The organism is Caulobacter sp. P4_E5 (genome assembly GCF_056401555.1).
In genome coordinates this window covers 21,031-35,297 of record NZ_JBFUJD010000060.1, presented here as the reverse complement: position 1 = coordinate 35,297, position 14,267 = coordinate 21,031, and the positions used below count along the sequence as shown (strand labels likewise).

Annotated in this window: 10 protein-coding genes; 5 read left to right on the top strand and 5 right to left on the bottom strand. The window is 68.0% G+C overall.

The window, feature by feature from the left end; translation table 11 throughout:
• A partial coding sequence (locus AC1DSO_RS17465) for an MFS transporter (RefSeq protein WP_477070031.1) occupies positions 1 to 1,105 on the top strand: 1,105 nt, incomplete at its 5' end.
• Here AC1DSO_RS17465 and AC1DSO_RS17460 read toward each other — a convergent pair.
• The 4 genes from AC1DSO_RS17460 to AC1DSO_RS17445 are packed head-to-tail and all read right to left on the bottom strand — an operon-like array spanning position 1,102 to position 4,604.
• A complete protein-coding gene (locus tag AC1DSO_RS17460; protein ID WP_477070030.1) occupies positions 1,102 to 1,707 on the bottom strand; it encodes a response regulator transcription factor in 606 nt (201 codons plus the stop codon). The two genes, AC1DSO_RS17465 and AC1DSO_RS17460, sit on opposite strands and share 4 nt — an antisense overlap.
• Positions 1,704 to 2,870: a sensor histidine kinase gene (locus AC1DSO_RS17455; RefSeq protein ID WP_477070029.1), complete on the bottom strand. Its 1,167-nt coding sequence runs from the start codon at positions 2,868 to 2,870 to the stop codon at positions 1,704 to 1,706. Before AC1DSO_RS17455 ends, AC1DSO_RS17460 begins: the two co-directional genes overlap by 4 nt.
• Before the next feature lie 2 nt (positions 2,871 to 2,872).
• On the bottom strand, positions 2,873 to 3,610 hold the full coding sequence (locus AC1DSO_RS17450) for an ABC transporter permease (protein WP_477070028.1): 738 nt from the start codon (positions 3,608 to 3,610) through the stop codon (positions 2,873 to 2,875).
• Position 3,611: 1 nt separating this feature from the next.
• On the bottom strand, positions 3,612 to 4,604 hold the full coding sequence (locus AC1DSO_RS17445) for an ABC transporter ATP-binding protein (protein ID WP_477070027.1): 993 nt from the start codon (positions 4,602 to 4,604) through the stop codon (positions 3,612 to 3,614).
• Positions 4,605 to 4,750: 146 nt separating this feature from the next.
• Between AC1DSO_RS17445 and AC1DSO_RS17440 the strand changes: the two genes are divergently transcribed.
• The 3 genes from AC1DSO_RS17440 to AC1DSO_RS17430 all read left to right on the top strand — a co-directional run bounded on the left by AC1DSO_RS17440 (position 4,751) and on the right by AC1DSO_RS17430 (position 10,979).
• Positions 4,751 to 7,543 (top strand): PAS domain S-box protein, encoded by a 2,793-nt coding sequence (locus AC1DSO_RS17440; protein WP_477070026.1) that lies wholly within the window; start codon positions 4,751 to 4,753, stop codon positions 7,541 to 7,543.
• Positions 7,544 to 7,625: 82 nt separating this feature from the next.
• Positions 7,626 to 9,956, top strand: coding sequence for an acyl-CoA dehydrogenase (locus tag AC1DSO_RS17435; RefSeq protein WP_477070025.1), 2,331 nt, complete (start codon positions 7,626 to 7,628; stop codon positions 9,954 to 9,956).
• A gap of 75 nt (positions 9,957 to 10,031) precedes the next feature.
• The gene (locus AC1DSO_RS17430) at positions 10,032 to 10,979 is read left to right on the top strand and encodes a UDP-glucuronic acid decarboxylase family protein (protein ID WP_477070024.1); all 948 of its coding nucleotides are present in this window, start codon (positions 10,032 to 10,034) and stop codon (positions 10,977 to 10,979) included.
• Here AC1DSO_RS17430 and AC1DSO_RS17425 read toward each other — a convergent pair.
• Complete coding sequence (locus tag AC1DSO_RS17425; protein ID WP_477070023.1) at positions 10,976 to 12,046, bottom strand: sterol desaturase family protein; 1,071 nt, start codon at positions 12,044 to 12,046, stop codon at positions 10,976 to 10,978. The two genes, AC1DSO_RS17430 and AC1DSO_RS17425, sit on opposite strands and share 4 nt — an antisense overlap.
• Before the next feature lie 176 nt (positions 12,047 to 12,222).
• Between AC1DSO_RS17425 and AC1DSO_RS17420 the strand changes: the two genes are divergently transcribed.
• Positions 12,223 to 14,220, top strand: a complete 1,998-nt coding sequence (locus AC1DSO_RS17420) for a TonB-dependent receptor (protein ID WP_477070022.1) — start codon at positions 12,223 to 12,225, stop codon at positions 14,218 to 14,220.
• The last annotated feature ends 47 nt before the right edge of the window (positions 14,221 to 14,267 follow it).

The following is a 14,267-nucleotide window of genomic DNA, read 5'->3' as shown; positions in this document are numbered from 1 at the left end:
GAGCTCGGCGATCCTGGCCTCTTACCTGCCGACGCTGATCATCAGCCACTTCGGCGGCAAGGACTCGCCCGGCACCTTTCTGATCATGGCGGCGATCTTCGGCGTCCTGTTCAGCCTGGTCGTGCTGCTGGTCGTACTGCTGACCTGGGAGCGTCCCTATACCGACGCCGAAAAGCTGATCCAGCCCGAGCCCATGGACTGGACCAAGGCGGCGCTGATCCCGGTCAACATGTTCCGCGACCTGTTCTCGACCCTGAAGATCAAGGCGTTCCGTCAGCACCTCTCGCTCTATCTGGGCGGCTATATCTCGCAGGACATCTTCAACACCGCCTTCCCGCTGTTCGTGGCCACGGTGATGATGGGGGCCACCCTGATCATCTCGCAGCTGATGACGACCATGTACGTCGCCCAGCTGATCTCGGTGATGATCGCCGTCAATGTCGTCATCCGCACCGGACCGACCGCCGCCTATCGCATGGCCATCAGCTTCGTCTGCGCGGCCTTGCTGCTGTTCCTAGCCTTCTATCTGATCCAGCCGGCGAGCTTCGCCGCGGGCTTGAAGGGACTGGGCGGCAACATCTTCAGCGGCGCCGCGCCGCCGGTCGTTCTGTTCTGGCTGTTCGTGCCCATCATCCTGGCGGGCCTGGGACGTGGGACGCTGAACTTCGTGCCCTGGAGCGTCTACAACTACCTGCCCGACGTCGACGAGGCCGTGACCGGCCAGCGCCGCGAAGGCATCTTCGCCGGGGTGATGACCTTCGTGCGCAAGATCGCCCAGTCGGGCGCGATCGTGCTGACCACCAGCCTGATCGGCATGGGCGGCTACGTCGCCGCCGACAAGAGCCACCCCGGCGTGGCCGTGGTTCAGTCGCCCGAGGCCATCCGCGCCGTGGTGCTGGTCATGGTCGGCGGCCCGATCCTGGTCATGCTGGCCGGCATGGTCATCTCTTGGCGCTTCCGCCTCAATGCCAGGACCCACGAAATCCTGATCCACGAGGTCGAGCGCCTGCGCGCCGGCGCCACCGAGGCCGAGAGCGCGGAGTCCAAGGCCATCGTCGAGGAGCTCACCGGGTGGAAGTGGGAACGGCTCTGGGGTCGCGCCTAAAGCCAGCCGTTCGAGCGGGCGATGCGGCCGGCCTCCACCCGGTTGGCCGCGCCCAGCTTCTGGGCCGCTTCCGACAGGTAGTTGCGGACCGTGCCGGGCGAGAGGTCCAGCACCTCGGCGATGTCCTTGTTCGAGCGCCCCTCCTCGGCCAGGCGCAGGATCTCGCGCTCGCGGTCGGTGAGCGGGTCGGGCTGAGCGTCCCAGATCGTCTCGGACAGCTCCGGCGCGATGGCGCGGCCGCCGGCGGCGATGGTCCGGACGGCAGCAGCGAGCACGCTGCTGGGTCCGTCCTTCAGTAGATAGCCTTTCACCCCCGCTTCCATGGCGCGACGCAGATAGCCGGGCCGGCCGAAGGTGGTGACGATCAGCACCCGGGTCGGGACGCCGTCGGCCTTCAGCCGTGCGGCGACGTCGATGCCAGTCAGGTGCGGCATCTCGATATCGGAGATCAACACGTCGGGCTTTTCGGACCGGACCAGGTCGAGGGCCTTCTGGCCGTCCGGCGCGCAGCCGACCACCTGGATATCGCCCTCCAGCTCCAGCAGCGCGCTGAGCGCGCCCAGCACCATCTGCTGGTCTTCGGCGATGACGACACGGATCACGAGACGGACTCCCCAGGCGCGCTCTCCAGCGGCGCTGTGGCGACGAGGCGCGTGCCCCGCCGATCGGACTTGATGTCCAGGCCGCCGCCGATCGCCGACAGCCGCGTGCGCATGCCTTTGAGGCCCGAACCCTCGACCAGTTCCCCACCCTTGCCATCATCGGCGACGCTGAGCGTCAGGGCCGAAGCGCTGGGCTCCAGGCGGATCTCGCAGCGCGCCGCGCCGGAATGGCGGATGACGTTGGTCACGGCCTCGCGCAGGGCCATGGCCAGCACGGCCTCCTGGCCGGGATGGCCATCCGGCGCGCCGCCCGAGACCTCGGCCGTCACATTGGCCGCCGCCAGCGCCGTCTTGGCGCGTTCGAGCTCGGTTGTCAGCGAGGCGCCCTTCATGCCGACCACGGCGGTGCGGACCTCGGCCAGGGCCTCGCGCGCGGCGGTGGCGACCGACTGCATCTCGCGCTCGGCGGCGGCGGCGTCCCGGCTGACCAGGCGCGCGGCCAGCTCGGCCTTCACCGCCACCAGGGTCAGGGTGTGGCCCAGCAGATCGTGCAGATCGCGAGAGATCCGCTCGCGCTCGGCCGTGGTGGCCAGGGCCCGGACCTCCTCGTGGGCGAGCGCCAACTCCTGGTTCTTGCGCTCGACGTCGGCCTGCATCAGGCCGGCGAAACCCGTGATGCCGCCGAACAGCACGCCCGAGGCCCAGACCGGCCAACTGTTGTTCATGAACAGCGGGCCAGTGGCCAGCAGGACCACCTCCATCGCGATCATAACCCGCACCGAGATCCGCCGGGACGGCAGCCTCGCGGCGAACGACATGGCGTAGATCGTGAAGACGCTCCAGCCCGTGTTGAACGGCGACAGCGCCATGCCGATGCCGAAGATCGCCAGCACCTGCCACAGCGCCGGCCGACCCTTGCGGAGCCAGATCGACCAGAAGAGCGCGATGAAGACGCCGATGCCGGCCAGCGAGGCGACGATCTCGATCGTCCCGGGTTTTCGGAACAGCCACGAGATGAAGTAAAATGGCACGTACGAGAGGAACACCAGGCTCCACCGGCGGCGGAACACGCCGTCCGCCAACGGCGCGCCGTTCGTTTCACCCTGGGTGCGAGTCGATATCCCCTGCTCCATGGCGGCGATGTCGCGCGCGGGGCTCGTCATGGTCAAGCCGCCTGCCGCCGCCAGGCCGACCAGGCGCCGATCATGGCGGCCAGGCTGATCGCGGCCAGCACCAGCAGGTGGCGTTGGACGTCGGCCATCGGCGCCATGCCCGACAGCATCATCGACAGTTGGCCCAGGTGGTAGGACGGCGTGACCTCGGCGATCTTGGCGACCCAGCCCGGCAACAGGTTCAACGGCATCCACAGTCCGCCGAACAGGCAGAAGCCGAGGAACAGCAGGTTCGCGACCGCCGCCGCGCCTTGCGAGCCCATGCGCAGGCCGATGTTCAAGCCGATCAGGGCGAAGGGAATGGCGGAGGCCAGGCCCAGGCCGAGAGTGGCCGCCCAACGCCACGGGACCATCACGACCCCACCGAAGTAGGCCAGCACGCCCAATAGGCCGATGGCCGAGGCCACCAGCGCCAAGGCGGCGGCCAGACGGCCAGCCAGGTAGCCACCGGCGGGCAGCGGCGCGATCTGCTTCAGCTCGATCAGCTTGGCCTCGCGCTCGGCGGCAACGGCGGCGCCGAACCCGAACATGGCCGGGGCGATGGCGGCGAAGATCACGTAGTTGGCCAGCATCGTGTGGGCGATCTCCTCGCGCCCCTTGCTGAAGCCCAGCCCGACGATGCCGTAGAACAGCAGCGGCAGCGCCACGCTGGGGATCAGGAACTGCGGGGTGCGCCAGGTCGAGACGATCTGGGCGCGGGCTTCACGGAAATAGACCAGCAGGGTGTGCATCTCAGGCGACCTCGATTTGGTTCTGGACGGTCTTGGGGCTGGGCGCGCCAGCCTGGACCAGACGCGTGACGGCGTCCTCGAGCGAGGCCCCGGCCACGGTCAGATCGTCGACGGTCTCGTCGCGAGCCAAAAGCTCGCGCAGGGTGGCGGGCGCCGAGGTGGTCAACAGGGTGATCCTGCCGCCCTCCCGGCTGACCCCGGTGACGCGAGCCAGGTCCGCCAGCTCCGCGTCGGACAGGCGGGTACGGCAGCGAATGGCGACGGCCGAGACGCGGCTCTTGATCGCCTCGGGCGAGCCGTCGGCGATGACCTGGCCATGGTCGATGACCACGATGCGGTCGGCCAGGGCCTCGGCTTCATCCAGGTGGTGGGTGGTCAGCAACACAGCCGCGCCACGGCCGATCTCGGCCCGCACGGCCGCCCACAGGCCTCGACGGGCGTCGATGTCCATGCCGGTGGTGGGCTCGTCCAGCACCAGGAAGTCCGGGCGGCCGGCGATGGCCAGAGCGAACTGCACGCGGCGCTGCTGGCCGCCGGACAGCGCTCCGCAGCGGCGGCGCTCGAGCCCCTCGAGGCCCGCCAGGTGAACGATTTCGTCGAGCGGCCGGGGGTTGCGGTAGTAGCCGCGGAACAGGTCCACCTGCTCGCGGACAGTCAGGGTGCGCGGCAGGCCGGCCTCCTGCAGCATGACGCCCATCCGGCCCCGAGCCTTGACGTCGCGGGGATCGCCGCCGAACAGGCGCGCCTCGCCCTCATCGGGACGGAGACGACCGGTCAGCAGAGCGACGCTGGTGCTCTTGCCCGCGCCATTGGGACCCAGCAGGGCCACGCACTGGCCCGGGCGAATGGCCAGATCCAGGCCGTTCAGCGCCAGGGTCGCGCCCCGCCGTTTGACCGCCCGGCGAAGCGCCGCGACCGGCGGCTGCGAAAGTTCGGCTGACATCGATAGCTCCCTCGTTGTGGAGCCACCATGCCATCGCGCCGCACGCGCCATCAGTGCCGGCCGTCATCGGGCCGGCATGACAAACGTCACCTCATCGACAAGCTGCGCCAATCCGTCGCGCCCACTCTTAACGCTGCTTCCCAGGCGGCCGCCCTACGATCGGGGAAACGTCACAGTGATCGAGGCGCCTTCCGACCATGGACCTTCGCGAAGCCCAGCGCCTGGCCGCTCTGAGGTCGTATAAGGTCCTGGACACGCCGGCCGACGCCGCCATCGATCGCTTGGCGAAACTGGCCGGCAACCTGTTCGACGCTCCCATCGCATTGGTGTCGCTGGTCGATCAGGAACGCCAATGGTTCAAGGCTCGGATCGGCCTCGACACCGCCTCCACGCCGCGCAGTCAAGCGTTCTGCGCTCACGCCGTCGCCATGGGTCCGGAAGCCGTCATGGTGATCGAGGACGCTTCTCTCGATCCCCGCTTCGCCGATTTTCCGTGGGTGACCGGCCCGCCACGCATCCGTTTCTACGCCGGGGCCACCCTGACCACGAAGGATGGGCACAACCTCGGCGCCTTGTGCGTGATGGACGACAAGCCCCGCCCTCGGCCGCCAGAGACCGAGCTGGAGCGTCTGAAGCTGCTGGCGCGGATCATCGTCGACGAACTCGAACTGGCCAAGGCCCACCGTCTGGCCGCCGAGAAACAGCGCTTGCTGGAGCTGGCCGAGAGCATGGCCGGCGTGGGCCATTGGCGAGTCGACGTCGCCACCAAACAGGTGACCTGGTCGGATCAGATGTACGTGATCCACGGTCTGGATCGCGACACCTACACGCCGGAGCTGGGCGCTGACCTTGCCCACTATCCGCCCGAGCACCGCCCCCACATAAGGCGGTGCTTCGCGGCCGCGATCGAGACCAAGGGCGGCTTCGATCTCCAGGTCCAGATAAGCCGCGCCGACGGACAGATCCGCGATGTCGTGTCCCGCGGCGCCAGCGAACTGGGCGAGGACGGCGAGGTGGTGGCCCTGTTCGGCCTGCTGCAGGACGTCACCGATTATTCCAACGCCATGCGGGCCGTGGAGCGCACCAGCGATCGCTACCGGTTGCTGACCGAGAACGCCAACGACCTCGTGACCAAGATGGATCTCGATGGCCGGTTCAACTACGTCTCGCCTGCGGTGAAGGCCATGTCCGGCTACATGGCCGAAGAGCTCGTCGGACACGTCGCGCTCGAGTTCATCCACCCTGACGATCGCGCGCGGGTCGCGCGCACCTTCGAGGCGGCCCTGCCCGGTCCGTCGGGATGGCTGATCGAATATCGAATCGTGCGCAAGGACGGCGCGGTCCGCTGGGTCGAGGCGCGACCCAAGCTGCTCCGTGATCCGGAAACCGGCGCGCCCTGCGCCGTAACGGACGTGATCCGCGACATCACGGACCGCAAGGCCGCCGACGACGCCCTGGCCGACAGCGAGGCGCGCTATCGGCTGTTGGCGGACAACGCCAGCGACATGATCACCCGGTTCGACGCCAGGAGCACCATCCTGTTCATGTCACCCGCCAGTGAAGCCATGCTGGGCTATAGGCCCGAAGAGATGCTGGGCAAGCGAGTCATCGACTTCGTCCATCCGGCCGATCAACCGACCGTCCTGACCTACTATGCGGCCCTGGTCGCCGCCGGTCCCGGCGCCGCGGCCGAGCCTTTTCAATTTCGCTGCAAGTGCAAGGACGGGAAATGGCTCTGGGTCGAGGGCCAGCCGACCCTGTTTTTCGATCCCGAGACCGGCGCCCTGACCGGCATTCAGGACGTCGTCCGCGACATCAGCACGCGCAAGGCGATGGAGGCGGCGCTGGAGGCCGCCCGCGCCGAAGCCGAGGCCGCGGCCAACGTGAAGGCCGAGTTCCTGTCGAACATGAGTCACGAGCTGCGTACGCCGCTGACCGCGGTGCTGGGCTTCTCGCGCCTGATCGCGGAGCAACCGGAACTGACGGCGACGACACGCGGCTTCGTCGAGCGCGTGACCAGCGCCGGCAAGGCCCTGCTGTCGACGGTCAATGACATCCTAGACTTCTCAAAGCTGGAAGCAGGCCAGGTCGAGATTGTCCCGCAGGCCTGCGAACCGGCCTTGCTGGTTACCGAGGCGCTGGAACTCTTCTCCCTGCAGGCGGGCGAGAAGAACGTCACGCTTCGCGGCCAGGGCCTCGACACCCTGCCGGCCTGGCTGACGCTGGCGCCCGACCGGGTGCGCCAGGTCCTGCTGAACCTGGTCGGCAACGCCGTGAAGTTCACCGATCACGGCGAGATCGTCGTCGAGGCGGATTATCATCACGGCCGGTTGCGGCTGGCCGTCCGTGACAGTGGCGCGGGCATTCCGGCCGACTGGCTGGAGGCGCTGTTCAAGCGCTTCTCGCAGGTCGACGGCTCCTCCACCCGCCGCCACGGCGGCACCGGCCTGGGCCTGGCGATCTGCAAGGGCCTGGTCGAGGCCATGGGCGGGACGATTGGCGTCGAAAGCACGGTTGGTAAGGGCTCCTGCTTCTGGTTCGAGATCCCCGCCCCCGCGACCGACGCCCCCTTGCCGATGATCGTGGCGGCCGAGCCCGCCGCCGCTGTCCAGGGGCGCCAGGTGCTGGTGGTCGACGACAATGCGGTCAATCGCGCCCTCGTCTCGGCGGTTCTGGCCGCCTTGGCGATCGAGCTGACGGAAGCGGAGGACGGCGCGGCGGCGGTCGCGATCGCCCAGACCCGCGCCTTCGACCTGATCCTCATGGATCTGCGCATGCCGGTGATGGACGGCGAGACCGCGTCCCGCCACATCCGCCAGGGTGATGGGCCCAACTGCCGGACGCCGATCATCGCCTTCTCGGCGGACATCACCTCGCGGATCGACGAGACCCTGTTCGACGGCATGCTGGGCAAGCCGCTGGATTCGGGCGCTCTGCTGCGCGGCGTCGCCACGATCATGATCGACGGCGGAGTCGCGGCGGCGGCCTGAAGGTCTAGGTCCTCCGGAGCGTCTTCTCGGAGCTGCCTGCTCCGCCCGGCGTTGATGCCTCGCGCAGCAACGAGGTGGCCTCATGAGCAGCTCTTCCTTCCGCCGAGATACGATCACCCGGCCGATCTTCCAGTGGGCAAAGGGTGTGCTGCCCGCCCTCTCGGAAACCGAACGCGACGCCATCGAGGCCGGCGACACCTGGTGGGACGCGGCGCTGTTCACCGGTGATCCCGACTGGAGCGAGCTCCTCGCCTTCCCCAAGCCGGTTCTGAGCCCTGACGAAAAGGCCTTCTTCGATGGGCCGGTCGAAACGCTCTGCGCCATGCTCGACGACTGGCGCATGACCTGGGAGACGCGCGACCTCTCGCCGGAGGTCTGGGACTTCCTCAAGCGCGAGAAGTTCTTCGGCATGATCATCCCGAGGGAACACGGGGGCCTCGGCTTCTCGGCCTTCGGCCACGCCGAGATCGTGCGCAAGATCGCCACCCGCTCGACCTCGGCGGCGGTGACGGCGATGGTGCCCAACTCGCTGGGCCCGGGCGAGCTGATCCTGCGCTTTGGTACGAAGGAACAGCAGGACTATTGGCTGCCGCGCCTGGCCGACGGCCGCGAAATCCCGGCCTTCGGCCTGACCAGCCCCGAGGCCGGCTCGGACGCTTCGGCCATGACCGACGAGGGCGTGGTCTGTCGAGGGATCTGGAAGGGACAGGAAACGCTGGGGGTCCGCCTTAACTGGCACAAGCGCTACATCACCCTCGGCCCGGTTTRCACGGTGCTGGGCCTGGCCTTCAAGCTGCGGGACCCCGACCGCCTGCTCGGCGGCGAGGAAGATGTCGGCATCACCTGCGCCCTCGTGCCGACCGACACGCCCGGGGTCAGCATCGGCCGCCGCCACCTGCCGGCGTTCCAGACCTTCCAGAACGGTCCCAACTGGGGCGAGAACGTCTTCATCCCGCTGGACCTGATCATCGGCGGGGCCAAGCGGGCCGGCCAAGGCTGGAAGATGCTGATGACGGCGCTGGCGGCCGGGCGCGGCATCTCCCTGCCCGCGATGTCGGGCGCGGCGGCGGCCTACAGCGCCCTGACGACCGGCGCCTACGCCAGGGTGCGCCAGCAGTTCGGCATTTCGATCGGCAAGTTCGAAGGCGTGCAGGAGCGCCTGGCCCGCATCGCCGGCAACGCCTACCTCGTCGACGGCGCGCGGCGACTGACCTGCGCCGGTCTCGATATGGGCCGGCATCCCTCGGTGATCTCAGCCCTGCTGAAGTCGGGCGCGACCGAGCGGATGCGGATTGTCGTCAACGACGCCATGGACGTCCATGGCGGCAAGGCGATCATGGAAGGGCCGCGCAACTACATGGGCGCCCAGTATCGCGCCGTGCCGGTCGGCATCACGGTCGAGGGCGCCAACATCCTGACCCGCAGCCTGATGGTGTTCGGCCAGGGCGCGATCCGGGCGCATCCGTACATGCTGCGAGAGATCCTGGCGCTCGGTGAGGACGACGCAGACAAGGGTCTGGCGGACTTCGACGAAGCATTCTGGGCCCACGTCGCCCATGCCCTGCGCAATTGTCTGAAGGCCACGGCGCGCGCCTGGACCGATGGTGCGCTTTCGCCCGCGCCCGACGCCGGTCGCGCCAGTCGCTTCTACCGTCAGCTAGGTCGCTACAGCGCCGCCTTCGCCCTGACCTCGGACATCGCCCTTCTGACCCTGGGCGGCGCGCTGAAGCGCAAGGAGATGTTGTCGGCGCGCCTGGGCGACATCCTGTCCGAGATGTACTTCCTGTCCGGCGCCCTGAAGCGCTGGGAGGACGAGGGCCGCCAGGAAGACGATTTCCCTTTGCTGCGCTGGTGCGCCGAGACGACGTTCGCGACCATCGAGCAGCGCTTCGACGAGGTGTTCGCCAATCTGCCCAATCGCCTGGCGGGCTGGCTGCTGCGGGCGGCGGTGCTGCCGTTCGGCGCGCGACGGCGCGGTCCGCCGGACCACGTCACTCGCGCCTGCGCCGACCTGCTGCTGCATCCTTCGCCGACCCGGGACCGTTTGGTCGAGGGCGTCTATGTCGGCGGCAAGGACGGAGCGATCGGTCAGTTGATCGACGCCTTCGAGCGCGTGGTCGCCACCCAGCCGATCCACGATCGCCTCAAGGACCATGGCATCCGCGCGTGGAAGGACGGCCTGGACAAGGRCCTTCTCACGCCCGAGGAGACTAGCGCCCTGGCGGCCGCCGACGCGGCGGTGGCGAAGGTGATCGCGGTCGACGACTTCGCGCCCGAAGACCTATCCCCGCCCCTCCCGAAGGCCGCCCGCCCCCAGACTCAGACCAAGCGCTCGCGGGGCTCGGCCATTGCCGAACCGACGGTCGGCCGCGAGCCGCGCGCCTTCGGCGACGAAACGCCGCCCCTCGGCTAGAAACCCGACCTTGGAGCCTGGGCCGGCGTCGCTGTACAACCACAGTTCGGCGCTGAGTCCCGGGAAGGTCGGTTCATGCATACCCAGAGAGTTCTCGTGACGGGCGGCGCGGGCTTCGTCGGCTCGCATCTTTGCGACCGGCTGCTGGAGTCCGGCGCCGAGGTGCTGTGCGTCGACAACTACTACACGGGCTCGCGCCAGAACGTGGCGCAGAACCTGGCCAACCCACGGTTCGAGCTGCTGCGGCACGATGTGACCATGCCGCTCTATGTCGAGGTGGACCAGATCTACAATCTGGCCTGCCCGGCCAGCCCGGTGCATTACCAGTTCGACCCCGTGCAGACGACCAAGACCAGCGTCCACGGGGCCATCAACATGCTGGGCCTGGCCAAGCGGGTGAAGGCCAAGATCCTGCAGGCCTCGACCTCGGAGGTCTATGGCGACCCGAGCATCCACCCGCAGGTCGAAACCTACTGGGGCAATGTCAATCCGATCGGCATCCGCTCTTGCTACGACGAGGGCAAGCGGTGCGCCGAGACCCTGTTCTTCGACTACTGGCGCCAGCACAGGCTGCGCATCAAGGTGGCGCGGATCTTCAACACCTACGGCCCCCGCATGCACCCGAATGACGGGCGCGTGGTGTCGAACTTCATCGTCCAGGCGCTGAAGGGCGAAGACATCACCCTCTATGGCGATGGCAATCAGACCCGCTCGTTCTGCTATGTCGACGACCTGGTCGATGGCCTGATGCGGCTGATGAACACCGGCGACGACGTCACCGGCCCGATCAATCTGGGCAACCCCGTCGAGTTCACCATGAAGCAGCTGGCGGAGCTGGTGCTGGAACTGACCGGCGCCAAGTCGGCGATCGTCCACCGCCCCCTGCCCTCCGACGACCCGCGGCAGCGCCAGCCCGACATCACCCTGGCCAAGCAGCATCTGGACTGGGCGCCGACCGCGCCGCTGAAGGTGGGGCTGATGAGGACGATCGAGTATTTCGACGACCTGCTGAAGACCGCCTAGCGCTTCCGGAGCAGCTTCAAATCGGACTCGGGGCCATCGCTGCGACCGCCGAACCAGCCCATCCAAAAGTGGGCGTAGTCGCGCAGCATGTCGCGCGGCACGAAGAATCCATGGCGGTAGGGCGTATCGACGCCGATCACCAGCTTGGGATCGGGCTCGTCCTCGTACCAGGTGCCGAAAAGACGGTCCCAGATCGGCGCGATGGCGAAGTGGCCGGTCGGCCGGCTCATGTCCAGCTTATGGTGAGCCCGGTGATGGTTCGGCGACTGGATCAGCCAGCGCCCAACCCAGCCCCAGTCGGCGTCGATCTTCCCGTGGATCACCAGGCCAATCCCGACCACCAGGACGTTGACATAGATCATCACTTCCGGCGGCGCGCCCAGTACGGCCAAGGGCAGGTTAACGATGAAGATCGCCGTGAAGGTCGCCGGATGCTGGCGCACCGAGGTCACCACACCGAAGTCCTCGGCCGAGTGGTGATAGCGATGCAGCGGCCAGAAGAACTTCGTGTGGTCCGTCCGATGGGTCCAGTAGTCGAAGAAGCTGTAGACGCCGAAATACAGCGGCAGCTGCAGCGCGAACGGCAGCGGCGGCGGGCCTAGATCGACCCCGGTGGCGGCCTTGATCGTCGCGTGGATCCAGGCGCCGGAGATCATCGAAACGCCCAGCATCATCACCCGACCGACGATGTCGAGCACATGGCCCTGCCCCAGGATGAAGACCGCCAGATCGGTGTTCAGCGAGGGCGTGCGGGCGAACAGCAGCTGGCGCAGCGAGCTGCCTTCCCAACCCACCGTTACGCACTCGATCCATAGGGCTGTCGGCAGCAGAAGGAAGACCAGGAAGACGTTGTTCAGGTGATCGTGGACCGAGGCGGTATGCAGGGTCCTGCCCAGCAGAGTCAGGGTCAGCTCGGCCGGGATCAGCTTCAGCGCCAGCCACCAGGCCGCGCCAGCGACGGCGACGTAGACCGCGAAGCCGGCGACCAGCGCCGCTCGGCCCAGGCCACGCGACGGGGGCGTCTCGACCCCGATCTCGGCGGCCGCCTGAAGCGCTGCTGGTTTCAAAACGTCCCGCTCCCCTGGGGTTTCAGGCGGCCATTGATGCCTCAGCGCCGTTAAAACTTGGTGTGGCGCTTCAAACGCTGGGTTTCGGGGCATCAGCTAAACATTCCGACAGCGCGGACGGACGGCCCGCGGCAGAAGGCTTGTCCCAGTCACAGCTCCAGCCTAACAGCCCGATCATGACGCTCCGCGCGCCCCTTTTTGCCTTGCTAATCGCCGCCTCGGCCCCGGCGATCGCCCAAGCTCAGGCCGTCGAGGCGATCTCGGTCTGGGGCCGCCGCGCCAACGAGTTGGGCCGCGCGACCTCGGCCAGCGAGGGCCGCATCGCCTATGCCGACTTCTCCGTGCGGCCGCTGCTGCGCCCTGGCGAGCTAGTCGAGGCCGTGCCCGGCCTGGCCGCCACCCAGCACTCGGGCGCGGGCAAGGCCAACCAGTACTTTCTGCGCGGTTTCAACCTGGACCACGGCACGGATCTGGCCGTCTCGCTGGACGGCGTCCCGCTGAACCTGCCCTCGCACGGACACGGCCAAGGCTATCTGGACCTCAATGTCCTGACCCCGGAGTTCGTCCACGACATCAGCTTCAAGAAAGGCCCCTACGCGGCCGAGAACGGCGACTTCGCCACGGCCGGCGCGGTGGCGTTCGAGACGGCCGACCACCTGCACGGCGACGGCTTGCAAGCCTGGGTCGGCGAGAACGCCTACTACCGCGCGGTCGGCGCCAAGACCCTGAGCGACAACGTCCTGGTCGCCGGCGACGTCTCGACCGCGCGCGGCGCTTGGTCGACGCCGGAGGACCTGAAGAAGATCAACATCCTGGGTCGCGCCCTGGTCGGCGGCTGGTCGGTGACCGCCCTGGCCTACGATGCCGACTGGAACGCCACCGATCAGATTCCGCGTCGCGCGGTCGAGGCCGGTACGCTCGGCCGTCTCGACGCGGTCGACACGACCGACGGCGGYAAGACCTCGCGCTACATGCTCTCGGCCCGCCGCCGCGACCTGCTGCGCGGCCTGGACGCCGTGGTCTATGTCCAACGTTATAAGCTCGATCTCTATTCGAACTTCACCTACTTCCTCGACGATCCGGTCAATGGCGACCAGTTCGAGCAGGCCGACCAGCGCTGGGTCTATGGCGGATCGCTGATCAAGCGCTGGGGGCCCATCGACGGCTGGAACGTCCGGGCCGGCGCCTCGGCGCGGGTCGACGACATCGGCAAGGTCGGCCTCTATCGCACCACCGCCCGCATCCGCCGCGAGACGGTGCGCCAGGACGCCCTGATCGAGTGGTCGACGGCCGTGTGGGGCGAGGCCTCCAGGCGCTTCGGCGAGTTGGACGCCACCCTCGGCCTGCGCGCCGACGCCATGGGCGCGGACGTCTCGGCGGGCGATCCGCGCAACAGCGGCAAGGTCAGCGACGCTCTGCTCAGCCCCAAAGTGGCGCTCGCCTGGCGTATTTCCAGGACCTTTGAGCTCTATGCCGACGCCGGGCGCGGCTTCCACTCCAACGATGCTCGGGGCGCGGTGATCACGGTTGATCCCGTCACCGGCGATCCGACAAAGCGCGCACCGCTACTGTCCCCCTCCGACGGCGCGGAACTGGGCCTGCGGTGGAGGCACAAGGGCCTGACCTTGACGACCGCCGCCTGGGCGCTGCACGTCGATTCCGAGCTGGTCTATGTCGGCGACGCCGGCTTCACCGAGGCCAGCGGCGCGACCAAGCGCGCGGGCCTGGAACTGTTGGCGGATTGGCGGCCGAGCGCCCGTCTGAACCTGACGGCCTCCTACGCCGCCACCCACGCACGCTTCGCGGGAGATCCATCCGGGGGCGACCGTATCCCCAACACCGTCAGTTCGGTCTTGAGCGCCGGCGCCAGCTGGAAACTGGGCGAGGCCTCGACCGTGTCGCTGACCTGGCGCCGCTTGGGCGCCGCGCCGTTGGTCGAGGACAATTCCGTGCGCTCAAGGCCAACCAGCCTGGTCAATGCTCTCTTCGTCCAAGACCTTGGCCGCGCCAGCCTGATGGTCGAGGTTTTGAACCTGACCAACAGTAAGAGAGACGATATCGCCTATTTCTATGCCTCGCGTCTGCCCGGCGAGCCGTCGAGCGGCGTCGACGACGTTCATTTCCACCCGGTCGAGCCTCGCGCCATGCGGGCGGGCATGAAGATCAATTTCTGACCAAGCTCGCGAAAATGGGATGATTTTCCCTTCGAGCCTCGCCAAGG

Bases quoted from the DNA above. Each gene is read 5' to 3' on its own strand.
- AC1DSO_RS17440 (WP_477070026.1), top strand. From the start codon at position 4,751: ATGGACCTTCGCGAAGCCCAGCGCCTGGCCGCTCTGAGGTCGTATAAG.
- AC1DSO_RS17445 (WP_477070027.1), bottom strand. From the start codon at position 4,604: ATGGCGCGTGCGGCGCGATGGCATGGTGGCTCCACAACGAGGGAGCTA.
- AC1DSO_RS17455 (WP_477070029.1), bottom strand. From the start codon at position 2,870: ATGACGAGCCCCGCGCGCGACATCGCCGCCATGGAGCAGGGGATATCG.
- AC1DSO_RS17450 (WP_477070028.1), bottom strand. From the start codon at position 3,610: ATGCACACCCTGCTGGTCTATTTCCGTGAAGCCCGCGCCCAGATCGTC.
- AC1DSO_RS17430 (WP_477070024.1), top strand. From the start codon at position 10,032: ATGCATACCCAGAGAGTTCTCGTGACGGGCGGCGCGGGCTTCGTCGGC.